This window comes from Niveispirillum fermenti, assembly GCF_052474395.1.
In genome coordinates this window covers 503,818-524,728 of sequence record NZ_CP156681.1, presented here as the reverse complement: position 1 = coordinate 524,728, position 20,911 = coordinate 503,818, and the positions used below count along the sequence as shown (strand labels likewise).

At 68.3% G+C, this 20,911-nt stretch carries 21 protein-coding genes and 1 riboswitch; of the genes, 11 read left to right on the top strand and 10 right to left on the bottom strand.

Annotated elements, in window-relative coordinates; translation table 11 throughout:
- Positions 1 to 20: 20 nt before the first annotated feature.
- The gene (locus ABC728_RS13890; protein ID WP_416618935.1) at positions 21 to 842 is read right to left on the bottom strand and encodes a COQ9 family protein; all 822 of its coding nucleotides are present in this window, start codon (positions 840 to 842) and stop codon (positions 21 to 23) included.
- Positions 843 to 881: 39 nt separating this feature from the next.
- Positions 882 to 1,442, bottom strand: a complete 561-nt coding sequence (def, locus tag ABC728_RS13885; protein WP_416618934.1) for a peptide deformylase — start codon at positions 1,440 to 1,442, stop codon at positions 882 to 884.
- A 307-nt stretch (positions 1,443 to 1,749) separates the two neighbouring features.
- Here def (ABC728_RS13885) and rpsU point away from each other — a divergent pair, with 307 nt between their 5' ends.
- On the top strand, positions 1,750 to 1,953 hold the full coding sequence (gene rpsU, locus ABC728_RS13880) for a 30S ribosomal protein S21 (RefSeq protein WP_012567245.1): 204 nt from the start codon (positions 1,750 to 1,752) through the stop codon (positions 1,951 to 1,953).
- A gap of 233 nt (positions 1,954 to 2,186) precedes the next feature.
- On the opposite strand, the gene ABC728_RS13875 is transcribed toward rpsU, so the two are convergent.
- The 3 genes from ABC728_RS13875 to thiO all read right to left on the bottom strand — a co-directional run bounded on the left by ABC728_RS13875 (position 2,187) and on the right by thiO (position 4,366).
- Positions 2,187 to 2,963, bottom strand: coding sequence for a thiazole synthase (locus tag ABC728_RS13875; protein ID WP_416618933.1), 777 nt, complete (start codon positions 2,961 to 2,963; stop codon positions 2,187 to 2,189).
- A gap of 1 nt (position 2,964) precedes the next feature.
- On the bottom strand, positions 2,965 to 3,165 hold the full coding sequence (thiS, locus tag ABC728_RS13870; RefSeq protein WP_416618932.1) for a sulfur carrier protein ThiS: 201 nt from the start codon (positions 3,163 to 3,165) through the stop codon (positions 2,965 to 2,967).
- A gap of 37 nt (positions 3,166 to 3,202) precedes the next feature.
- Positions 3,203 to 4,366 carry a glycine oxidase ThiO gene (gene thiO, locus ABC728_RS13865; RefSeq protein WP_416618931.1) on the bottom strand — a complete coding sequence of 388 codons (1,164 nt, stop codon included), beginning with the start codon at positions 4,364 to 4,366 and terminating at the stop codon, positions 3,203 to 3,205.
- A riboswitch (TPP riboswitch) is annotated at positions 4,359 to 4,463 on the bottom strand. (Overlaps the previous gene by 8 nt.)
- Positions 4,464 to 4,642: 179 nt before the next feature.
- On the opposite strand from thiO, the gene def (ABC728_RS13860) reads away from it, so the two are divergent.
- From def (ABC728_RS13860) to ABC728_RS13845, 4 genes are all read left to right on the top strand, one after another.
- On the top strand, positions 4,643 to 5,149 hold the full coding sequence (def, locus tag ABC728_RS13860) for a peptide deformylase (RefSeq protein WP_416618930.1): 507 nt from the start codon (positions 4,643 to 4,645) through the stop codon (positions 5,147 to 5,149).
- A 78-nt stretch (positions 5,150 to 5,227) separates the two neighbouring features.
- Positions 5,228 to 6,148 carry a methionyl-tRNA formyltransferase gene (fmt, locus tag ABC728_RS13855; protein WP_416619058.1) on the top strand — a complete coding sequence of 307 codons (921 nt, stop codon included), beginning with the start codon at positions 5,228 to 5,230 and terminating at the stop codon, positions 6,146 to 6,148.
- 28 nt (positions 6,149 to 6,176) lie between these two features.
- A complete protein-coding gene (locus tag ABC728_RS13850; protein ID WP_416618929.1) occupies positions 6,177 to 6,797 on the top strand; it encodes a thiamine phosphate synthase in 621 nt (206 codons plus the stop codon).
- Between the two features lie 63 nt (positions 6,798 to 6,860).
- Positions 6,861 to 7,922: a COX15/CtaA family protein gene (locus tag ABC728_RS13845; protein ID WP_416618928.1), complete on the top strand. Its 1,062-nt coding sequence runs from the start codon at positions 6,861 to 6,863 to the stop codon at positions 7,920 to 7,922.
- A 109-nt stretch (positions 7,923 to 8,031) separates the two neighbouring features.
- On the opposite strand, the gene ABC728_RS13840 is transcribed toward ABC728_RS13845, so the two are convergent.
- The 4 genes from ABC728_RS13840 to ABC728_RS13825 all read right to left on the bottom strand — a co-directional run bounded on the left by ABC728_RS13840 (position 8,032) and on the right by ABC728_RS13825 (position 11,746).
- Positions 8,032 to 9,231, bottom strand: coding sequence for a BaiN/RdsA family NAD(P)/FAD-dependent oxidoreductase (locus ABC728_RS13840; RefSeq protein ID WP_416618927.1), 1,200 nt, complete (start codon positions 9,229 to 9,231; stop codon positions 8,032 to 8,034).
- Positions 9,232 to 9,262: 31 nt separating this feature from the next.
- Complete coding sequence (locus tag ABC728_RS13835) at positions 9,263 to 10,684, bottom strand: pentapeptide repeat-containing protein (RefSeq protein ID WP_416618926.1); 1,422 nt, start codon at positions 10,682 to 10,684, stop codon at positions 9,263 to 9,265.
- 150 nt (positions 10,685 to 10,834) lie between these two features.
- Positions 10,835 to 11,146: an alternative ribosome rescue aminoacyl-tRNA hydrolase ArfB gene (gene arfB, locus ABC728_RS13830; protein WP_445376575.1), complete on the bottom strand. Its 312-nt coding sequence runs from the start codon at positions 11,144 to 11,146 to the stop codon at positions 10,835 to 10,837.
- A gap of 159 nt (positions 11,147 to 11,305) precedes the next feature.
- A complete protein-coding gene (locus ABC728_RS13825) occupies positions 11,306 to 11,746 on the bottom strand; it encodes a hypothetical protein (protein ID WP_445376574.1) in 441 nt (146 codons plus the stop codon).
- 548 nt (positions 11,747 to 12,294) lie between these two features.
- On the opposite strand from ABC728_RS13825, the gene ABC728_RS13820 reads away from it, so the two are divergent.
- The 4 genes from ABC728_RS13820 (at position 12,295) to ABC728_RS13805 (ending at position 18,595) form a co-directional block, all read left to right on the top strand.
- Positions 12,295 to 13,608 (top strand): type III PLP-dependent enzyme, encoded by a 1,314-nt coding sequence (locus ABC728_RS13820; protein ID WP_416618923.1) that lies wholly within the window; start codon positions 12,295 to 12,297, stop codon positions 13,606 to 13,608.
- A 152-nt stretch (positions 13,609 to 13,760) separates the two neighbouring features.
- Entirely contained in the window at positions 13,761 to 15,185 is a 1,425-nt protein-coding gene (locus ABC728_RS13815) for a homospermidine synthase (RefSeq protein WP_416618922.1), read from the top strand.
- A 109-nt stretch (positions 15,186 to 15,294) separates the two neighbouring features.
- A complete protein-coding gene (locus ABC728_RS13810) occupies positions 15,295 to 16,647 on the top strand; it encodes an amidohydrolase (protein WP_416618921.1) in 1,353 nt (450 codons plus the stop codon).
- A gap of 244 nt (positions 16,648 to 16,891) precedes the next feature.
- Positions 16,892 to 18,595, top strand: coding sequence for an ABC transporter permease (locus ABC728_RS13805; protein ID WP_416618920.1), 1,704 nt, complete (start codon positions 16,892 to 16,894; stop codon positions 18,593 to 18,595).
- Positions 18,596 to 18,776: 181 nt separating this feature from the next.
- On the opposite strand, the gene ABC728_RS13800 is transcribed toward ABC728_RS13805, so the two are convergent.
- A complete protein-coding gene (locus ABC728_RS13800) occupies positions 18,777 to 19,325 on the bottom strand; it encodes an invasion associated locus B family protein (protein ID WP_416618919.1) in 549 nt (182 codons plus the stop codon).
- A gap of 268 nt (positions 19,326 to 19,593) precedes the next feature.
- On the opposite strand from ABC728_RS13800, the gene ABC728_RS13795 reads away from it, so the two are divergent.
- The gene (locus ABC728_RS13795; protein WP_416618918.1) at positions 19,594 to 20,169 is read left to right on the top strand and encodes a sigma-70 family RNA polymerase sigma factor; all 576 of its coding nucleotides are present in this window, start codon (positions 19,594 to 19,596) and stop codon (positions 20,167 to 20,169) included.
- Complete coding sequence (locus ABC728_RS13790) at positions 20,166 to 20,834, top strand: ChrR family anti-sigma-E factor (protein WP_416618917.1); 669 nt, start codon at positions 20,166 to 20,168, stop codon at positions 20,832 to 20,834. Before ABC728_RS13795 ends, ABC728_RS13790 begins: the two co-directional genes overlap by 4 nt.
- Positions 20,835 to 20,911 lie beyond the last annotated feature (77 nt).

Sequence of the window (20,911 nt, the reverse complement as noted above, 5' to 3'; positions counted from 1 at the left end):
TCCGTCAATTGGCCCCGTCGTCAGCCGGCCCCGGCCGCCGCCTCGCGCAGGCGGCGCATGAAACGGGCCCGCGAGGGGACATGCTGAAGGATCGTGGCCGCCCTGTCCGCCCCGCCCGTCATGCGGCCGATGCCCTTGCCCAAGGCCAGGACATCGCTGATGCGGCGATCCAGGAAGGACCAGGTGTCGGCCATCCCTTCCGACTGGTCGTCCAGCCAGTAAAGGGTGGTGGCCGCCACGACGCCGGACAGCAACAGGCGCTTGGTATAGAAATTATAGTCGGTCGATGCATCCCCGATGCCACGCCAGACGGCATCGACCGTGGCGTACAGAAGCTGTGGCCCGCGCGCCGCGTTCAGCGGCATGGCCAGCAGGCTGCTGGACCGGCGCACGGCCTCCCGATAGGGGGCCAGCGCCTCCAGCCGGCTGCGCACGGCCAGGGCCACCCGTTCGCGCAGCTTCAGGGCCGTCAGGTCGGTGCGGGCCAGGGCAGCATGCATCTGCCGGTCGGCCCAGTCGCTCAGCCAGCAGGCCGCCTCGACGGGGCCGCCGGGAAAGGCGGCGTCGGCCTCCTGCGGGTGGAAACCGGCGCTTTCCGCGCCGCGGCGCATGACGGTGCGGTTCCAGCCGTCGAAGGCCACGTCGGGCAGCATGGCCAGCAGGATGCCATCCCGCCGCGCGGCCAGGGCCGCCTGGGCATCGGCGAAGGCATCGCTTTCCCCGGGCGCCGGCCCGCCGCTGCCCTCGGCGCCAGCCGTGCCGGCTGTGACGGCATCCGTCATTCCGGCCGTGGCGGTATCGGCGGCCGGGTCCGGCAGGGATGTTTCGCAGGCATCGGTCATGGCATCGTTCCTCAATAGAGCGGCCGGTTCCATGGGCTGTCAGCGTGCCGCCGCCAGCACGTCCGGCCCGAAGAACCTCTGTTCTTCCATATAGGTCAGCGTGGCCAGGGATTCCATGCGGTCCAGATAGAGGACGGCGTCCAGATGGTCCAGCTCATGCTGGATCACCCGGGCATGGGTGCCCGCGGCCTCGCGTTCCACCAGATTGCCGTCCAGATCATAGCCCCGGTAGCGGATATGCCGATAGCGCGGCACGACGCCGCGCAGGCCCGGAATGGACAGGCACCCTTCCCAGCCCGGTACCCGCTCCGCCGATAGGGGAACGAAGACCGGATTGACCAGGACTTGCGGCCCCATGGGCCGGTCGCCGGCCGTATCGGTGGCCCGTTCCGGCGGCACGCGGAAAACGATGATGCGGCGGGCGACATCGACCTGCGGTGCGGCCAGCCCGATGCCCGGCGCGTCTAACATCGTCTCCACCATATCATCCGCCAACTGCCGGATATCATCCCCGAAACCGCCCGCCGCCGGGACAGGTAGCGGGTCGGCAACCCGGCGCAGCACGGGATTGCCCATGCGGACGATGGGAAGAACGGCCATGACGGGCACCTCCTGCGCGGATGTGAAGGGACGATTCGGGGTGGTACGGCATTCTGCGACCCCGGCCCCGGCGATGCAAGGCAAGGAAAACCCGTCCATAGCGGCCCGCATGCCCGCCATTCCGCATGAATTGGCGGTTGATGATGATGCGGGCCTTCACAAGCCCCCCGCACCTGTGTATAACCCCGGCGACTGGATCGGGCGATGGCGCGACCTGCAAGGGTCTCGCGTTGCCGTTTCTTTGTTCTCAACCCTTATCGCGTGGCGCCGGTTCGCCCGGTCAGCGCACCATTGGAGTGGATGTCCCGTGCAAGTTCTGGTTCGTGATAACAACGTCGATCAGGCCCTGCGCGCGCTGAAGAAGAAGATGCAGCGTGAGGGCATCTTCCGCGAAATGAAGCTGCGCCGCAATTACGAGAAGCCGTCCGAGAAGCGCGCCCGCGAGAAGGCCGAGGCCATCCGCCGCGCCCGCAAGCTGCTGCGCAAGCGTCTGGAGCGCGAGGGCTACTAAGCCCTCCCCCCTCCCTGTCCATCGGACAGGCGCCAGTACGGCCCCGGTAACGGGATTGAACGCCGCCCCCGGATTGTCCGCGGGCGGCTTTTGATCTTTCGTGCCGGGGATTTCGTGTTTGCGGGGGTGGGGGCCTATGCCCGCCGTCCCGTGGACACAGGTTTATGGCGGTAGGGGGGGCACGGGCCGCGCCCTCGACCAGCGGGATCCGGTATCCCGCCGGTTCGTTCCCATCAGGTGCCGATCAGCCCCAGTTCCGGGCTGGATGCCTCCGCCCGCAGCCGCTTGGGGATACGGCCGGCCAGGCGTGCCAGCCGCCCGCCTTCCACCCCGGCCCGCATGGCGGCAGCCATCTTCACGGGGTCGATGCTTTTCGACACGGCCGTGTTCAGCAGTACGGCATCGCAACCCAGCTCCATGGCCAGTGCCGCGTCGCTGGCCGTGCCGATGCCCGCGTCCAGGACCACGGGCACGATGCTGTTCCGGCAGATCGTCTCGATATTGTAGGGGTTGAGGATGCCAAGCCCCGTGCCGATGGGGGCGCCCAGCGGCATGACGGCGGCACAGCCGACATCGGCCAGCCGCCGGCAGACGATGGGATCGTCGGTGCAATAGGGCAGGACGGTGAATCCGTCGCGCACCAGCTCGTCCGCGGCGCGCAGCAACTGTTCCACGTCGGGATAGAGCGTTTCCCGGTCGCCGATCAGTTCCAGCTTGATCCAACTGGTGTCCATCGCCTCGCGCGCCAGTTGCGCGGTCAGCACGGCATCCTTCACGGTGGAACAGCCGGCCGTGTTGGGCAGCAGCCACACCTTGCCGGCCACCAGGTCCAAAAGCCCCTCGCCATAGCCCGTCAGGTCGGCGCGGCGCACCGACACGGTCAGGATTTCCGCACCGGACGCCGCCAGGCTGTCCAGGAAAACCTGCTGGTTTGGATAGCCGGCAGAGCCCAGGAACAGGCGCGACGCGAAATTCTTGCCCGCAATCTTCAGCGGATCGGTGATAGCCATCTCAACCACCCTGCAGCACCTTGACGATTTCCACCCGGTCGCCGGGGGACAGGTTCGTATCGGCCCAGCGGCCGCGCGGCACCACCATGTCGTTGACGGCGACGGCGATGCCGCGCGCCGCCGGATCGATGCCGTCCGCGGCCATGACCGCGGTCAGGGCGTAATCGTCGGGCACCTGTTCCCTGCCATTGATGATGATCATGCCAACCTTTCCTTAGCCGCCCGGGTGGCGGCCAATCCTATGCCGCCTGCGCCGCGGCGAAACGTTCGGCCCCGAAGGGCCTGATATGCGTGTCGACCCGTCCCGTCAGGATCAGGTCGGTGATGGCATCGGCCGTGACGGGGGCCAGCAGGATGCCGTTGCGGTGATGACCGGTGGCCAGCACCAGCCCCTCCAGCCCCGGCGCGGGCCCCAGGATGGGGGCGTCGTCGCGGCTGCCGGGGCGCAAGCCCGTCCACATCTCGCGCACGGGCAGTTCCTCCACCCCCGGCAGGGCTCGCCAGGCGGCATCCAGCAGGGCCAGCACGCCGCCGGCGGTCATCTGGCTGTCGAATCCCTTTTCCTCCGTCGTGGCGCCGATGATCAGCGTGCCGTCACGGCGCGGCACCAGATAGCATTTGGGGGCCCAGACGACATGAGTCAAAAGCGGCCGGGCAGGGTCCATCGCCAGCGACATCATCTGGCCCTTCACGGGGCGGACGGGCGGCGGGACGGGCTGCCCCGGCAGCAGGCGCGACCAGGCGCCGGCCGCCAGCACGACGATATCGGCGCCGGCCACCCTGTCCCCCAGCACCACGCCCGTCACGCGGCCGGCCGACACATCCAGGCCGGTGACCGCCGTCCCCTCATGCAGGCGCGCCCCGGTCGCGGCCAGGGCGGCGCGCAGCGCGGCGGCGGCCAGGCGGTTGTCCACCTGCCCGTCCCGCGGGCTGAACACGCCGGCGGCCGTGCGCGGGTTGAGGAAGGGTTCCTTCTCCTTGGCTTCCGCCCCCGTCAGCCAGGACAGTTCCAGTCCCAGCCCGCGCTGGAAGGCGTAGTTGGAGCGCAGCAGTTCCACCTCGTCGCGGGTGCTGGCCACCACCAGCGTGCCTTCGCTGCGCAGGCCGGCGGGCAGGCCCGTGACCGCCTCCAGTTCCCGCGCGAAGCCGGGCCAGCGCGCCTGGCTTTCCAGGCACAGCGGCAACAGCGGCTGTTCGCCCGGCTCCGTCTCCACCCCGGCGGCCAGCATGCCGGCGGCGGCGCGCGTGGCGCCCTGGCCGGCCCGGTCGCGTTCGAAGATATCGACCGACGCCCCGGCCCCGGCCAGCCGCCAGCCGATCGCCATGCCGATGATGCCGCCGCCGATGATGGCCACGCGGGGCCGGTCCTTGGATTGCCCGTCCTTGGATTGGATAATGGTCATTCTCGCCTTCTCCCTTCGCCGGCATGACCCGGATCAGGTTCGATGGGTGTGATCTCAGCCGCCGTCCGGCAGGATGGCGGCACCCCAGGGTCCATGTCCTATGTCATGGGCCTGTCCCGGTTGGAATGCAAGGGGCTGGTGCCCGGCAGACCCGACCCGTCCGGTTCGCGCTTGACCATCGGCCCCATGCGGCATATCTGCCGCAATAGAGGGACCCTTGTGCAAGCAGCGTCGCCTCCCGCCCCGTCAATCCCGCCGGACCCGGACACGCCGCCCATGTCGCTTCTGCCCATCCTGACCATTCCCGACAGCCGCCTGAAGGCCACGTGCAAGCCGCTGGACAATGTCGACGGGCGCGTCGCGGCCCTGATGGATGACATGCTGGAAACCATGTACAAGGCCCCCGGCATCGGTCTGGCCGCGCCGCAGATCGGTCTGCTGGAACGGCTGATCGTCGTGGACGTGACCGATCACCGCACCGAGACGCCCCAGCCGCTGGCCATGGTCAACCCCGAACTGCTCTGGACCTCCGACGAGGTGACCGTGACGCAGGAAGGCTGCCTGTCCATCCCGGAAATCTATGCCGATGTGACACGGCCCAGCATGATCCGGGTGCGTTATGTCGATCGCGGGGGCGAGGTGCGGGAGATGGATGCCGACGGCCTGCTGGCCACCTGCATCCAGCATGAGATCGACCACCTGAACGGCGTGCTGTTCATCGACCATCTGTCGTCGCTGAAGCGCAACATGCTGCTGCGCAAATACAACAAGTCGCGCAAGTAAGCCCGCAAATAAGGATGATGCCGGGGTACGCCCCGGTTTCCCTGATCCCGGCCGAAAGAGAGGCTTTTCCCCGTGCCGCTGCGTCTTGCCTTCATGGGTACGCCCGACTTTTCCGTGGGCATCCTGGATGCCCTGGTCCAGGGCGGGCATGAACTGGTCTGTGTCTACAGCCAGCCGCCCCGCCCCGCGGGCCGCGGCCAGCAGGTGCAGGCCACGCCCGTGCATCGCCGGGCCGATGCGCTGGGCATCCCCGTGCGCACCCCCAAGAGCCTGCGCAAGCCGGAGGAGCAGGCGGCCTTCGCCGCCCTGGACCTGGATTGCGCCATCGTGGCCGCCTATGGCCTGATCCTGCCGCAACCCGTGCTGGACGCACCGCGCCTGGGCTGCGTCAATGTCCATGCCAGCCTGCTGCCGCGCTGGCGCGGGGCGGCCCCCATTCAGCGTGCCATCCTGGCCGGCGATGCCGAAACGGGCGTGACCATCATGCAGATGGATGCCGGCCTGGACACGGGCGCCATGCTGATGAAGGACAGCCTGCCCATCACGGCGGGCATGAACGCCGCCACACTGCATGACGCCCTGGCCGCCATGGGTGCCCGGCTGATGGTGGCGGCCCTGCCCGGTATTGCAGACGGTTCGCTGACCCCCGTGCCGCAGCCGGAAGAGGGCGTGACCTATGCCGCCAAGCTGGCCAAGGAGGAAGGGCGCCTGGACCTGTCCCGTCCGGCCGTGGAACTGGATCGGCAGGTCCGTGGCCTGACCCCCTGGCCCGGCTGCTGGATCGATCTTGCCGGCGGAGAGAAGCTGAAGGTGCTGGCGGCCGAACCGGTGGCGGGCGACGCCCCGCCGGGGACCCTGATCGATGCCGGGCCGACAGTGGCCTGCGGCGATGGCGCGTTGCGTCTGCTCCGGGTACAGCGGCCCGGCAAGGGGCCTGTGGATGGCGCTGCCTTCCTGCGCGGCTTTCCCCACCGGATCGGGGACAGGCTGACCGCCTGACAGGGGGCGGGGAAGGGGAGATGACGCCGTGCCGCTGCTGCCGTTCCCACCGCTGCTGCTGATCACCGACCGGGCGCAGGCCGCGGGCGGCCTGCCCGACATTGTCGCGGCCTGCGTCGCCGCCGGCTGCCGCTGGGTCAGCCTGCGTGAAAAGGACCTGCCGGCCGATGGACAGGCCGGGCTGCTGGCGGTGCTGCGACCCTTGCTGGCGCCCGTGGGCGGCGTGCTGACCGTCCATGGCGACCCGGCGCTGGGCCTGCTGTGCGACGGGGTGCATCTGCCCGACGGTGCCGACATCGCGGCCGTGCGCCGGCGCCTGGGGCCGGGCGCGCTGATCGGCGCCTCCTGCCACGGCCGGGCGGCGGTGGCGGCCGCGGCGCGGGCCGGCGCGGATTACGCCACGCTGAGCCCCATCTTCCCCAGCGCGTCGAAACCCGGATACGGTCCCGCCCTGGGGGCGGGGGTGCTGGCCGGGCTGCCCCTGCCCACCCTGGCGCTGGGCGGGGTGACGGCGGGGAACCTGCCGGATTGCCTGGCGGCGGGTGCGGCGGGGGCAGCCGTCATGGGCGGCCCGATGCGCGATCCGGCCGGTATGGCGGCACTGGTCACAGCCCTGGCTGCGACGCGGGGCCGCAAGGCCGGCATTTGACCATCGGCCCCTGTCGCGCCCATATCACGGCATCGTTTTCCCACCGATCGAACGGCCCGCCCCATGTCCGTCGCCCAGACCCCTTCTGTCCCCGGCCATCGCGCCGTTGCCAACTGGCTGCTGTTCTGCGCCGGCATGGTCTTCGCCATGGCCATCATCGGCGCCATCACGCGCCTGACGGAAAGTGGCCTGTCGATCACCGAATGGAAGCCCATCACGGGCACCATCCCGCCCCTGAACGAGGCGCAATGGCTGGCCGAGTTCGAAAAGTACAAGCAAATCCCCGAATATCAGGTTCTGAAGCGGGGCATGAGCCTGGATGAATTCAAGCAGATATTCTTCTGGGAATGGTTCCATCGGCTGTGGGGGCGGCTGATCGGGGTCGTCTTCGCCGTGCCGCTGGTCTGGTTCGCCGTGAAGGGCATGGTGACGCGGCAGATGCTGCCCCGCCTTGTGGGCCTGTTCCTGCTGGGTGGGCTGCAGGGTTTCATCGGCTGGTTCATGGTGCAATCGGGCCTGTCGGAGCGCACCGATGTCAGCCATTACCGGCTGGCCCTGCATCTGGGCATGGCGCTGTTCCTCTATGCATTGCTGGTCCAGGCCGGGCTTGACCTGCGCCACCCCCAGGCCCGCCGGCATCCGGAAAGGGCGGGGCTGGTCCGGCTGGGGCGGGTGTCGCTGGCGCTGGTGGCCGTGACGGTCATCTGGGGGGCCTTCGTGGCGGGGCTGGATGCCGGCCTCGCCTACAACAGCTGGCCCCTGATGAACGATGCCTTCGCCCCGCCGGAAATCTGGAACCTGCGGCCTGTCTGGCTGAATATCTTCGAGAATACGGCCATGGTGCAGTTCATCCATCGCTGGCTGGCCATCCTGACGGCCGGCGTCACCGTCGCCTATTGCTGGCGCATCGGTCAGCGCACGGATGTGCCGGCCGTGGCCAAGCGCGCCGCCCTGTGGCTGATGCTGGGCATCGGTGGGCAGGTGGTGCTGGGGATCACGACGCTGCTGCACGCCGTGCCCGTCGCGCTGGGCGCGGCGCATCAGGGTGGGGCGCTGATCGTCATCACGCTGCTGATCCGCTCGCTGCACACGCTGCGGCGTCATGCCGACGATCGACATGTCTGACCGTCGGTACAGGGCGGCGGCTGCCGTCGCGCGCCCATGCGCGCATGAGCCGTTGGCCTGTTGGCGCCGGCGGCCGAAGGGCCTGAAAAAGTGACTGACGGTCCGCTTTTCAGGCCGCCATGCCGGCCGCGTGGCCGGAGGACCAGGCCCATTGGAAATTATACCCGCCCAGCCAGCCGGTGACATCCACCGCCTCCCCGATCACGAACAGGCCGGGGATATTCTTCGCCTCCATGGTCTTGGAGGAAAGCGCGCCAGTATCGATGCCGCCCAGCGTCACCTCTGCCGTGCGATATCCCTCCGTCCCGTCGGGATGGACGGTCCAGCCATGCAGGGCCGCCGCCACGCCGGCCAGATCGGCATCCTTCAGGTCGGCCAGGGGGCGGCTGGTCAGGGGGGCCGTGCCCAGCAACCCCACTTCGAACAGCCGCTCGGCAAAGCGGCGGGGCAGCAGATCGCCCAGCACCGTCTTCAGCTCTGCCTTCGGGCGCGACCGTTTCAGCCCCTTCAGATGGTCGGCCAGCGCCAGATCCGGCGACAGGTCGATGACCACCGGCCGCCCTTCACGCCAGTAGGAGGATATCTGCAGGATCGACGGGCCGGACAGCCCGCGATGGGTGATCAGCAGCGCCTCGCGGAACCGGCCGCCGCCGCAGGCGACGGTGGCTTCCAGCGGCACGCCCGACAGGCCGTCCAGCTTCTTCAGATCCGGCGGCGCGAAGGTCAGCGGCACCAGCGCCGGGCGTGGTTCCACCACCGGCAGACCCCAGGCGCGGGCCAGCCGGAAGGCGAAGTCGCTGGCCCCCATCTTCGGGATCGACGGGCCGCCCGTGGCCAGGATGAAACTGTCGGACGTGAAGGCGCCGTGGCTGGTGTCCAGCGTGAAGCCGGGGGTGTTGGACGCCACGTCGGCGATGCGGCAGGCGGTGCGGATATCCACCCCGGCATCGGCGCATTCGGCCAGCAGCATGGCGACGATGTCGCGCGCGCTCTCGTCGCAGAAAAGCTGGCCCAGCTTCTTTTCGTGCCATTTGATGGCGTGCCGGTCGACCAGGGCGATGAAATCATGCTGGGTGTGCCGCTTCAGCGCGGAAATGCAGAAATGCGGGTTGGCCGACAGGTAACGGTCGGGCCGCGCATCCAGGTTGGTGAAGTTGCAGCGCCCGCCGCCGGAGATCAGGATCTTCTTGCCCACCTTTTCCGCATGGTCGATGACCAGCACGCGCCGGCCGCGGCGGCCGGCGAAGATGGCGGCATAGAGGCCGGCGGCCCCGCCCCCGGCGATGATGATGTCGTAATGCGTTCCCATGCCCGGTCGGTAGCAGGGAACGCGGCCGCGATCAATCCCGGCCCTGCAGATCGTCCGGTTCGGGCAGCCCCTTGGCGTTGGCCAGCTTGCATTTGCTGAAATCGACGCCGCGCAGGTCGGCATTCGTCAGGTTGGCGTCGGTCAGGTCGGCGCCCTTGATGCTGACATTGCGCACCTGGGCCTGCCGCAGGTCGGCCCCCGACAGGATGGCGCCCGTCAGGTCGGCCCCCACCAGGACGGCCTTGCCCAGGCGGGCCCGCTCCATGTTGGTCTGCCAGTCATAGCCCTGGATGTTGATGGGGGCGGCCAGCACCCCCGTCAGGTCGGCTCCCACCATCATCGACCGGATCATGCGGGCGCCGCGGATGTTGGAATTGCGCAGGTTCGCCCCCCGCAGGTCCGCCGACGACAGATCCGCCATCAGCAGGGCCGAGCGCGACAGGTTGGCATTGCGCAGCACCGTGCCGCGGAAGATGCCGGCCGACAGCGTCATGCGCGACAGATCGGCCCCCGTCAGGTCCTTGCCCGACAGGTCCAGTTGCCGGCCCTGGTTGCCGCCCGTCTCGATCCATTTGACATGGGCCTTCAGCAATTCCGCCAGGCCCCCTTCCATGTCGTCCAACTGCTCGACGGTCCTGGCATCCTCGATATTGGCCAGCGACAGGTCGACCCCGTCCAGGATGGCGCCGATCAGGTTGGCGCTTTTCAGGTTGGCATGGCGCAGCACGGCCCCCGTCAGGATCGCGCCCTCCAGGTTCGCGCCTTCCAGGTTGGCCTCCGTCAGGTCGCAGGAGGTGAGGTCGCAGCCCGTCAGGTTGCTGTCCGACAGGTTGGCCTTGCACAGGATGGACCCGCGCAGGTCGGCGTCACGCAGGTCGGTCTGCATGACGAAGCTGTCCGACAGGCGCGCCTTGGACAGGGTGGCGCGCATGATTACGGCCTTGGACAGGTCCGCTTCCGCGCTGTTGTGGACGGAGACCAGTTCGCCATTGCGGGCCAGCGCCAGGGTGCCGTTGCGGAAATCGGCAGAGGTCAGGTTGCAGCTGATCATCACCGCCCCGCGCAGGATGGCCCCGCGCATGTCGGCCGCCGTCAGATCGGCATGCATCAGGTCCGCTTCCGACAGGTCGGCCGCGTAGAAGTTGGTCATGCGCAGGTCCGCCCCGCGCAGCAGCGTGTTGTGCAGCTTGGCGCCCGTGAAATCGGCCGATGCCAGCACCGCCCCCGACAGGTCCAGGCTGGACAGTTCGCACAGCTTGAAATGCGCCCGCACCCCGGTGATGCGTTGCTCCACGAAGGCCTGATGCTGTTTCAGCATCACATCCAGGTCGGTCTGCGCGATCTTGCTGCGGTAGACGCCCAGCCGCTCATCCAGCAGCGAGGGCGATTTCTGGATCGCCACACGGGAAAGATCGACCGGGCGCTCGCTGCCCGAACGGGTGAATTTCGTCATGAACGGCGGGACCTGCACAGCCCGACCGGGACCAACCCGGTCGGGTTACCACATTAAGCCAGGCATCCCCGTGCCGCAAAGCACCATTCTGCCGGGGCCACGGATGTCCCGGTCTGGTGGGACCACGGATGTGCCGGCGGCACGAGGGTGTCAGTCCGGGTCCACCCGTCCGCGCATCTTCTTCACCCCGCTGCGGGTTGATTTCGCCTCCAGCCGGCGGGTCTTGGATGCCAGGGTGGGCCGTGTGGGCCGGCGCGGTGCCTGGCGCTCGGCGGCCTTGGCCAGGATTTCCACCAGCCGCGCCTTCGCATCCTCCCGGTTGCGCTCCTGGCTGCGATGGGCCTGGGCGACCAGGACCAGCACGCCGTCGGCCGTCAGCTTGCGCCCCGCCACGCCGCGCACCCGCTGTTTCAGCCAGTCGGGCAGGGAAGGGGAATTGGCGACGTCGAAGCGCAGTTGCACCGCCGTTTCCACCTTGTTGACATTCTGCCCCCCGGCCCCCCGGCCCGCAGGAAGCTTTCCTGCAGCTCGTCCTCGTCGATGGCGATATGGGGGGTGATGGGGATCATGGGTCCGGTTCCGTTGGGGCTGGATGCCAACAACAGCAAAGCCGGCCCGCCGTCAAGGCCCGGACGGCGGCAGCGGCTTGCGGCCGGGAACGGGGGAGGACTGCACCGGCGTCGGCTTGTCCGCTGCGCGGCCATGGGTGATGCGCGTGGCCGGCGGGTCGTTGCGTGGCGGGGCCGGCCCGTCCACGGTGACGGCGGGGGGCTGCGGTTCCTGCTGGGCACGCAGCATGCGTTCCGCATCCAGCCGGCGTTCGCGCATCTCCCGGTCGTACATCGGATCGGGGTCGGGGCGGGCGTCCAGGCCCGCTGGCGGGCGCAGCAGGTCGGATTGCAGGCGTCCCTGTTCGGCGGCGGCCGGGTCGGATGGGCGCGGCGCGCCCGTCAGGCCGGGCGGCGGGGTCAGCAGCGGGTTTTCCTGCGCCCCCGCGGGGGACAGGACCAGCAAGGCCGCAAGGACCGGCAGAAGGGGAGCGATCGGGCGCATGATCATCATATGGGTCCCCCTGCCCGCCCCGCACAGGGGCAGGCAGGGGGGGCGGGAAACGGTGCCGGCTGCCGCCGGGTACAGGCCAGCCATGCACATCCTGTCCGAACAAACCCTTGCAACGATGGCGCATTGCATGGATAAGCAGGGATAGACGCACCCGCACGTGCCCCTGGCCCTTGTGGCGCCACCGCCGGTCCCCGGCGATGCCCCTGGTGTTTACGCAACGACGTCAGGCGTCCTTTTTGGCAGCACCGGTCGACAGTGGGCCGGTACCCCGAGAGGGAAGTCGACATGAACGCCGTTATGCCTGAAAAGGCCATGTTCGCGTAAGCGCGACCCTGGCTCCCTCGTCCGTTGACGCTTTGCGGCCCCCTGCATCCCGCAGGATATCGGCCCGGCAATCACGACGCGGCGCCAGGAACCTTCCCGCATCTGAAACCGGCCGGGCTGCTTCGCCGCCCGCCGCCATCATTTCAATTCCGCCATGATGCCGCGCCCGCGCGAACGGGTGCCATATGGCGGCATGGGGTTTCCGCCCCCGGGGGATCGTCGCCATGGCCCATATCCGTTTCCGTTCTGCCGTCGCACCCTTGCGCCGCGGCCTTGCCCGCAACCCCGGCCCCCGTCCGGCCGGCCACCGTCTGGCGGGCTCTTGTCTGCCCGATGTCGGTCAGATGGTGGCGCGTCTGGCCCCGGCGGAGCCGATGCATTGCATTCGTCCCGACACGCTGCGCGCTACGGCCGGCCGTTTCCTTGACCTGTTTGGCCGGGCCACGGGCGGGGTGGGAGACGTGCTTTATGCCGTCAAGTGCAATCCGGACCCGGCCTTCCTGCGCGCGCTCTACCAGGGCGGCATCCGGCATTTCGACTGTGCCTCCCCGGCCGAGATCCGCGTGGTGCGGCAGATGTTCGACGATGCGCATATCCATTACATGCATCCGGTGAAGAACCGTGCCGCCATTGCCAGCGCTTATCGCGACCATGGCGTGCGCGACTTCTCGCTGGACAGCGTGGAGGAGTTGGAAAAGATCCTGGCCGTCACGGACAATGCGGCCGACCTCGGCCTGTTCGTGCGGCTGGCCATGCCCAAGGGCAAGGCCGCCTATGACCTGTCGGGCAAGTTCGGCGCGGCGTTCGACGATGCCGTCACCCTGCTGCGCCGGGCCCGTGCCGTGGCGGCCCGCGTCGGCCTGTGCTTCCATGTCGGCAGCCAGATGATGGAACCCGCCGCCTATGGCCGGGCCCTGGCCCTGGCCGGGCGGGTGATCGATGCCGCCGGTGTCGTCATCGATGTGCTGGATGTGGGGGGCGGCTTCCCCGTCGCTTATCCGGACATGGACCCGCCCGACCTGCGGGACTACATGGACGCCATCGCCACGGGCCTGGCGGCCCTGCGCCTGCCGGCCCACGCCCGCATCTGGTGCGAGCCGGGGCGTGCCCTGGTGGCGGCGGGCGGTTCCATCGTGGTGCAGGTGGAGCGCCGCCGCGGCACGGACGAGCTGTTCGTGAATGACGGCGTCTATGGCAGCCTGTCGGATGCCGGCGTGCCCGGTTTCCGCTTCCCCTGCCGGCTGATGAGGGCCTCCACGGCCCCGCTGGCCCCGTTCAGCTTCTGGGGCCCGACCTGCGACAGTGCGGACCACATGAAGGGTCCGTTCCTGCTGCCGGCCGACGTGCGGGAGGGCGACTGGATCGAGATCGGGCAGTTGGGTGCCTATGGCGCCACGCTGCGCACGGCCTTCAACGGCTTCGACCAGGCCCGTCTGGTGGAGGTCCGCGACGGCCCGCTTCTGGCCACGCCGGGACACGCCCAGGTACCGGATCAATCATCGGACCCCGCGCGGGAGTTGCCAGGAATGGCGGCTTAGGTCACTCTGTCCGGACCGCATTAACCCTGCATGGTCCCTTCCGGTGGACGGGGCCATGCTTTCCTGTTGTCTGCGTTCATCATTGAGCCCCAGTCAACCCCACGTCCATGAGGCACCCATAGGCGGGTAATAGCCCCGGAGCAAAAGCGAAAATGACCCAATATCAGAAGCATTGTGCCCTTCCCGGGCGTCTTGTGATGGTAGGTTTCGGCAGCATCGGCCAAGGTGTGCTGCCGCTGATTCTGAGGCATGTCGACATCAAACCTCAGAACATCACCATCGTTACGGCGGACGAGCGCGGACACGGTGAGGCTGACTATTACGGCATCAAGTTCGTCAAGGAGCCGCTGACCCGGGATAATTACCGGGCCGTGCTGGAACCCCTGCTCGCCAAGGGCGATTTCCTGCTGAACCTGTCCGTCGACGTGTCGTCGATGGCGCTGGTCGAACTGTGCGCCGAAAAGGGCGCGCTTTATCTGGACACCTGTATCGAGCCCTGGCCCGGCGGCTATACCGATGCCAGCGTCCCGCCCTCGCTGCGGTCCAACTATGCCCTGCGCGAGCAGGCGCTGGCCCTGCGGGCGAAACTGGGCCGGGATGCCCCCACGGCCGTGCTGACCCATGGCGCCAATCCGGGCCTGGTCTCGCATTTCGTGAAGCAGGCGCTGCTGAACATCGCGGAGGATACGGGCCGCGACGCGGCGGCCCCGTCCGACCGCGCCGGCTGGGCCGCCCTGGCGCAGGAACTGGGCGTCAAGGTCATTCACATCGCCGAGCGCGATACCCAGGTCTCCTCCATCCCCAAGAAGCGGGGGGAGTTCGTCAATACCTGGTCGATCGACGGTTTCATCTCCGAAGGCTGCCAGCCGGCCGAAATGGGCTGGGGCACGCATGAGGCCACCTTCCCGCCCGACGGCATCCGCCATGATTTCGGCTGCCAAGCCGGCATCATCCTGAACCGTCCGGGCGTGACCCAGCGCGTGCGCACCTGGACCCCCATGGAAGGCCCCTTCCACGGCTTCCTGATCACGCACAGCGAATCGCTGTCGATCCCCGATTTCCTGAGTGTGAAGGACGCGGACGGCAATGCCGTCTACCGTCCGACCACGCACTACGCCTACCATCCCTGCGACGATGCGGTGAAATCGATCCACGAATTCGCCGGCAAGAACTATGTGCAGCAGGAAACGCAGCGCCTGCTGATGAACGAGATCATCGAGGGGGTGGATGAACTGGGCGTGCTGCTGGCCGGGCATGAGAAGGGGGCCTACTGGTACGGTTCCCAGCTTTCCTGCGCGGAGGCGCGCCAGTTGGTGGAATTCAACAGCGCCACCAGCCTGCAGGTGACCGTGGCGGCCCTGGCCGGCATGATCTGGGCCATCGAGAATCCCGACCGCGGCATCGTGGAGGCCGAGGACATGGATTTCCAGCGCTGCCTGGATATCTGCACGCCCTATCTGGGGCCCGTCGTCGGCGCCTATACCGACTGGACCCCCCTGGAAGGGCGGAACAAGCTGTTCCCGGAGGATGTCGATACGTCCGACCCGTGGCAGTTCAAGAATATCCGCGTGCTGTAAGCCTGGGGCGGGCGGGGGGTGGCGCGTGCCCGTCCCCCACCCGCCTGCCTGTTGCCGACCCGGCCACCTGTCACACCGGGTGACGGCTTTATGATGGGGGTATGGGGTCATGAAGCGTAACCGGGTGGCCTGGGTCGTCATGGCGGCGGCATTCTGCCTGTCCCTGTCGGGCGGTGTGGCCGGCGCGCAGGAGGCGGCGCCCGCCGTTTCCGCAGCCGCCCCGGCCGCCATCCCCGCCTATATCCGGTCCGACGTGAAGGCGCTGGAGCCCCGGATCGTCGCCTGGCGGCGCGACATCCACCAGCATCCCGAACTGGGCAACCGGGAGGTCCGCACGGCGGCGCTGGTGGCCGACCATCTGCGCAAGCTGGGGATGGAGGTACAGACCGGCGTGGCCCATACCGGCGTCGTCGGGGTCCTCAAGGGGGCGGAACCCGGTCCCGTCGTGGCCCTTCGCGCCGACATGGACGCCCTGCCGGTCACCGAGCAGGTCGACCTGCCCTTCGCGTCCAAGGTGCGCACCACCTATAACGGGCAGGAGGTGGGCGTCATGCATGCCTGCGGGCATGACGGGCACACCGCCATCCTGATGGGCGTGGCCGAGTTGCTGGCCAAGCGGCGCGGCCAGTTGCGGGGCACTGTGAAATTCATCTTCCAGCCGGCCGAGGAAGGCGCCCCGGCGGGCGAGGAGGGCGGGGCCGAACTGATGATCCGCGAAGGGGTCCTGTCCACCGACCCCAAGCCGCAGGCCATCTTCGGCCTGCACCTGTTTTCCGGCGGGCACGCGGGGGAGATCAGCTATCGTCCCGGCCCCGCCATGGCCGCGTCCGACCGGTTCCGCATCCTTGTGAAGGGACGGCAGAGCCATGGTGCCTATCCCTGGGCGGGGGTGGATCCCATCGTCACCGCCTCGCAGATCGTCACGGCCCTGCAGACCATCGTCAGCCGGCGGGTGGAACTGGTGAAGGAGCCGGTCATCGTCAGCGTCGGTTCCATCCATGGCGGCGTTCGCAACAACATCATCCCCGATCAGGTGGAGATGGTGGGCACCATCCGCACCTTCGATGCTGCGATGCAGGCCCAGGTCCATGCGGAGATCAGGCGCATCGCCAACGGCATCGCCGAAAGCGCCGGCGCCACGGCCGAGGTGGAAATCGAGATCGGGTATCCGGTCACCGACAATGACGAGGCCCTGTCGGCATGGGCCGCCCCCGTGCTGGAACAGGTGGCCGGCAAGGACAAGCTCTCCATCCGGCCCAAGGCCGGTGGTGCGGAGGATTTCTCCTTCTTCCAGCAGAAGATACCCGGCTTTTATTTCTGGGTCGGGTCCACGGCGCCGGCCGTGCCGCTGGACAAGGCGCCGTCCAACCATTCCCCCCTGTTCCATATGGACGAATCCAGTCTGGCACTGGGGGCCGAGGCGCTGGCATCCCTGACCGTGGCCTGGCTGGACAGCCACTGATACCCTGTAGTCCGGCAGATCGCGGCCCATCACCGGGCTTGATACCGCCGGCCTGACTGATTGACCTTTGGCCAATCAATCATGGCCCTTCAATCGCCGGCGCCCACGTCCGTGGGCTCGGGTACGTGGCAGGTGTGGTGCCCCGCCATCCCACCCGCTTCCGCGCCCCGCACATGGCACCGATGGCGGGCCTGCGGCGTCTTCGTCATTGCGAACCGTTCGCATGGGTGGGAAAGTGCCCGGCATGAGCGATCACGTCCTTTCCGCCCCCCCCGTTTCCGCTGCAGCGCGTCTGCGCCCCGCCTGGTTCCGGTTCGTGCCCGGCGGCTGGACGCTGTCGGTACTGCTGATCGCGCTGTTCGTGGCGCTGCCGTTGCTGATCGTGGGCAGCCGCGTCTTCGTGTCCAGCAACGGGGTGTGGAGCCATCTGGCCTCCACCGTGCTGGGCACCTACATCGCCAACACGCTGATGCTGGCCGGCGGGGTTGCGTTGGGGGTGAGCGTGATCGGCGTGGGCACGGCCTGGCTGGTCACCATGTGCCGCTTTCCGGGCCAGCGCTGGCTGGAATGGGCGCTGCTGCTGCCCATGGCTGTGCCCGCCTATGTCATGGCCTATACCTATACCGACCTTTTGCAGTTCGTGGGACCCGTGCAGACGGGCCTGCGCGAGATGTTCGGCTGGCGCCGCGCCGATTACTGGTTTCCGGAGATAAGGTCGCTGGGCGGGGCCATCACGGTCCTGTCCTTCGTGCTGTACCCCTATGTCTATCTGCTGGCCCGGGCGGCCTTCCTGGAACAGTCGGTCTGTGTGCTGGAGGTGGCGCGCACGCTGGGCGCCGGGCCGTGGCGCAGCTTTATGCGCGTGGCCCTGCCGCTGGCCCGGCCGGCCATCGCCGCCGGACTGGCGCTGGCCATGATGGAGGTGCTGGCCGATTTCGGGACGGTGCAGTATTTCGCCGTCGATACCTTCACGACGGGCATCTATCGCACCTGGTTCGCGATGGGAGAGCCTGTGGCGGCGGCACAGCTTGCCTCTGTCCTGATGCTGTTCGTGATGGTGCTGATCGTCATGGAACGGTACAGCCGCGGCCGGGCCCGCTATTTCCATTCCACCGGGCGGTATCGCAGCCTGCCCAGCTATCATCTGCGCGGCCTGCCGGCGCTGGCGGCGCTGGTGGCCTGCCTGGCGCCGCTGCTGGCCGGCTTCGTCATTCCCATCGCCATCCTGGGAAAGCTGGCCATGGAGGGGGGCGACCAGCTGTTCGGGGCGAATTTCAGGGAACTGGCCGGCAATTCCTTCACGCTGGCGGGGCTGACGGCGGTGCTGGCCGTGGCGCTGGCCTGTCTGGTCGCCTATGGGCTGCGCCTGCGCCCCACGGCGACGTTGAAGACCGCAGCGCGGGTGGCGGCCATGGGCTATGCCATTCCCGGCTCGGTCATCGCGGTTGGCATCCTGATCCCCGCTGCACGCATCGACAATGCCGTCGATGGTTTCATGCGCGGTCATTTCGGCGTTTCCACCGGCCTGCTGCTGTCCGGCACCATCGCCGCCATCGTCTATGCCTATCTGGTGCGGTTCCTGGCCGTGTCCTTCAACACGGTCGAGGCCAGCCTGTCGAAGATACGTCCCACCATGGACCAGGCGGCCCGCATCCTGGGCCAGACGCCGGGCCGCACCCTGCTGAAGGTCCACACCCCCATCATGCGCGGCAGCCTGCTGACGGCGGGGCTGCTGGTCTTCGTGGATGTCATGAAGGAACTGCCGGCCACCATGATCGTCCGGCCGTTCAATTTCGACACGCTGGCCGTGCGTGTCTACACGCTGGCCAGCGACGAGCGGCTGGCCGAGGCGGCCACCCCGGCGCTGGCCATCGTCGCGGTCGGCATCCTGCCCGTCATCCTGCTGTCGCGCGCCATCGCCAAGAGCCGGCCGGGCAGCGACGGCTGATACTATTTTGCGGTGACCAGAACCTATTGGTTCTGGTCACCGCCCTCAATTGCCGGCGCCACCATTCGTTGGCGCGGGCGACGCCGCACGAGCGGTGCTGTGGCGGTCGCCGCCGGACCAACTTGCGATGCGTTCTACTCATCGCACGTTGGTATGAGACCAACGGTCAAATATTCTATTATTACGGCGCCGGCGGTGGGGCGCGGTCGGCGCAGGCGCTGCCGATGGCCTGATAGGCGGCACCGCTGCCCGCCAGGCTGAACGTGTCGATGGTGCGGTTGCCGCGCAGGCTGGTGCCCTGCACCTTCAGAAGCGAGCCCTGGGTCATGGCCTGGGCGATGGCGCGGTCGGTCTTGTCATCGCGCGCCCAGGCCTGCTCCCCGTCGCTGAACAGCTTGAAGCCGTGCCGGCCCACCTGGATCAGCACCTCGCTACGCTCCGCGAACGGATAGCCGGCGATGAAATTGACCACATCGAAGCTTCTTTCCGCCGGCCGATGGACCACCAGCAGGAAAACATCCCCGCGCCGCGTGAACTCCCCCTCCTGCCGCTTGGGCCGCGACACCATCCAGCAGACGGGGCCCGACGCCTCTTCCAGGATGAAGGCGTTCCAGTCGCGGTAGGCGCCGATCAGCTTCGGTTCCGCCGCAGGGGCCGGCAGGGCCAGCACCGACAGCACCGACAGCCAGCCCACCGTCAGACCGATCATCCGTCGTAGCGATGCGCGCATGGGCCCCCTTCGTCCTTCCCTTGCTGGTCCCGCCCGGGTGGCTGGCGTCGTCCCCTTCCCGTTTAACCGAATTGCCCGGTCGAACGGAATGCCAAAAAATTCGCCGCCTCCGGTGATCCGTTTCCGCCCGACCTTCGTAATGATTGGCATGGAACAGAGCGGTCACTATAGTCGGCGGGCATTCAGCGCGGCGGGACCCGGCAGACAGGCCGGGGCCAGGGCTGCGCTTGTCGCCCAACGGATACCGCCACCGGATATGACCGCGGACATGGCTGACACCACCGAGGTTGACCGGTTGAACGGACTGTTGCTGTGCGTGGCGCGGCAGCGGGACAGGCAGGCGTTCGTCGCCCTGTTCAATCATTTCGCACCCCGGCTGAAATCCTTCCTCCTGCGTGGCGGCATGGATGCGGGGGCGGCGGAGGAGACGATCCAGGACGTGATGGTCACGGTCTGGCGCCGGGCCGGCGATTTCGACCCGTCGCTGGCCGCGGCCAGCACCTGGATCTTCGCCATCGCGCGCAACCGGCGCATCGACCGGCTGCGCCGCGACCGGCGCCCCGCCTTCGATCCGGACGATCCGGCCCTGGTGCCGGACCCGGTGGATGGTGCGATGGAAATGATGCTGGTGGAGGAAAGGGCGGCGCTGCTGCACCGGGCGATCCGGGAGCTGCCTGCCGAACAGGCGGAATTGTTGAGGATGGCTTATTTCGAGGACAAGGCGCACAGCGCCATCGCACAGGAGAGGCACCTGCCGCTGGGCACGGTGAAATCGCGGCTGCGCCTGGCGCTGGCCCGCCTGCGCAAGGCGATGAGCGGCGATACGCTGGGGGAGCAGGCATGAGGTCACATCCCCACCATCATCCGGCTCCGGATCTTCTGCTGGCCTATGCCGCCGGCTCCCTGAACGAGGGGGCATCGCTTCTGGTCGCCACGCATCTGGCGCTGTGTCCCCATTGCCGGGCGGAGGTGACGCGGCTGGAGGAGATCGGCGGCGCCCTGCTGGAGGGGACCGAGCAGGTCGCCGTAGGCGATGACCTGCTGGCTGGCGTGCTGGCCCGGCTGGATGAACCGGCCCGGCCCCTCATCCGCATGCCCGATGTCACGCCGCGCCCGCCGCCGGCCGGGATGCCGCTGCTGCCCCAGCCGCTGCGATCCTATATTGGGGGGGACCTGGACCGCGTCCGCTGGCGCCTGACCATTCCCGGCCTGCACGAGGCGGCCGTGCCCTGCCGGGGCGGATCGGTGAAGATGATGCGCATCCGGGCCGGCATGGGCATGCCCCGGCATACCCATAATGGCGATGAACTCACCCTGGTGCTGGCCGGTGGCTTCTCCGATGCCGACGGGCATTACCTGCGCGGGGATTTCGCCGCCACCGACCCCAGCATCGATCACCGCCCCGTGGCCGACGCCGACGGGGATTGCATCTGCATCGCCTTCACCGACGCGCCGCTGCGGCTGACCGGCCGCTTCCTGCGCTGGCTGAACCCGATCCTGCGGACCTGACCGAGCCGTTTCTTCGCGTCTTGCGGGGCTCTGATGCCGCAATGTGCCGCAATGTGTCATTGTCGGGGGCGGCGGCG

Excerpts from the sequence above, each read along its gene's own strand:
- ABC728_RS13820 (WP_416618923.1), top strand. The coding sequence starts at position 12,295 with ATGGCCCATATCCGTTTCCGTTCTGCCGTCGCACCCTTGCGCCGCGGC.
- thiS (WP_416618932.1), bottom strand. The coding sequence starts at position 3,165 with ATGATCATCATCAATGGCAGGGAACAGGTGCCCGACGATTACGCCCTG.
- ABC728_RS13800 (WP_416618919.1), bottom strand. The coding sequence starts at position 19,325 with ATGCGCGCATCGCTACGACGGATGATCGGTCTGACGGTGGGCTGGCTG.
- ABC728_RS13815 (WP_416618922.1), top strand. The coding sequence starts at position 13,761 with ATGACCCAATATCAGAAGCATTGTGCCCTTCCCGGGCGTCTTGTGATG.
- ABC728_RS13790 (WP_416618917.1), top strand. The coding sequence starts at position 20,166 with ATGAGGTCACATCCCCACCATCATCCGGCTCCGGATCTTCTGCTGGCC.
- def (WP_416618930.1), top strand. The coding sequence starts at position 4,643 with ATGTCGCTTCTGCCCATCCTGACCATTCCCGACAGCCGCCTGAAGGCC.
- ABC728_RS13810 (WP_416618921.1), top strand. The coding sequence starts at position 15,295 with ATGAAGCGTAACCGGGTGGCCTGGGTCGTCATGGCGGCGGCATTCTGC.
- ABC728_RS13840 (WP_416618927.1), bottom strand. The coding sequence starts at position 9,231 with ATGGGAACGCATTACGACATCATCATCGCCGGGGGCGGGGCCGCCGGC.
- def (WP_416618934.1), bottom strand. The coding sequence starts at position 1,442 with ATGGCCGTTCTTCCCATCGTCCGCATGGGCAATCCCGTGCTGCGCCGG.
- ABC728_RS13835 (WP_416618926.1), bottom strand. The coding sequence starts at position 10,684 with ATGACGAAATTCACCCGTTCGGGCAGCGAGCGCCCGGTCGATCTTTCC.
- ABC728_RS13875 (WP_416618933.1), bottom strand. The coding sequence starts at position 2,963 with ATGGCTATCACCGATCCGCTGAAGATTGCGGGCAAGAATTTCGCGTCG.
- thiO (WP_416618931.1), bottom strand. The coding sequence starts at position 4,366 with ATGACCATTATCCAATCCAAGGACGGGCAATCCAAGGACCGGCCCCGC.
- ABC728_RS13805 (WP_416618920.1), top strand. The coding sequence starts at position 16,892 with ATGAGCGATCACGTCCTTTCCGCCCCCCCCGTTTCCGCTGCAGCGCGT.
- ABC728_RS13795 (WP_416618918.1), top strand. The coding sequence starts at position 19,594 with ATGGCTGACACCACCGAGGTTGACCGGTTGAACGGACTGTTGCTGTGC.
- ABC728_RS13890 (WP_416618935.1), bottom strand. The coding sequence starts at position 842 with ATGACCGATGCCTGCGAAACATCCCTGCCGGACCCGGCCGCCGATACC.
- ABC728_RS13825 (WP_445376574.1), bottom strand. The coding sequence starts at position 11,746 with ATGATGATCATGCGCCCGATCGCTCCCCTTCTGCCGGTCCTTGCGGCC.
- ABC728_RS13845 (WP_416618928.1), top strand. The coding sequence starts at position 6,861 with ATGTCCGTCGCCCAGACCCCTTCTGTCCCCGGCCATCGCGCCGTTGCC.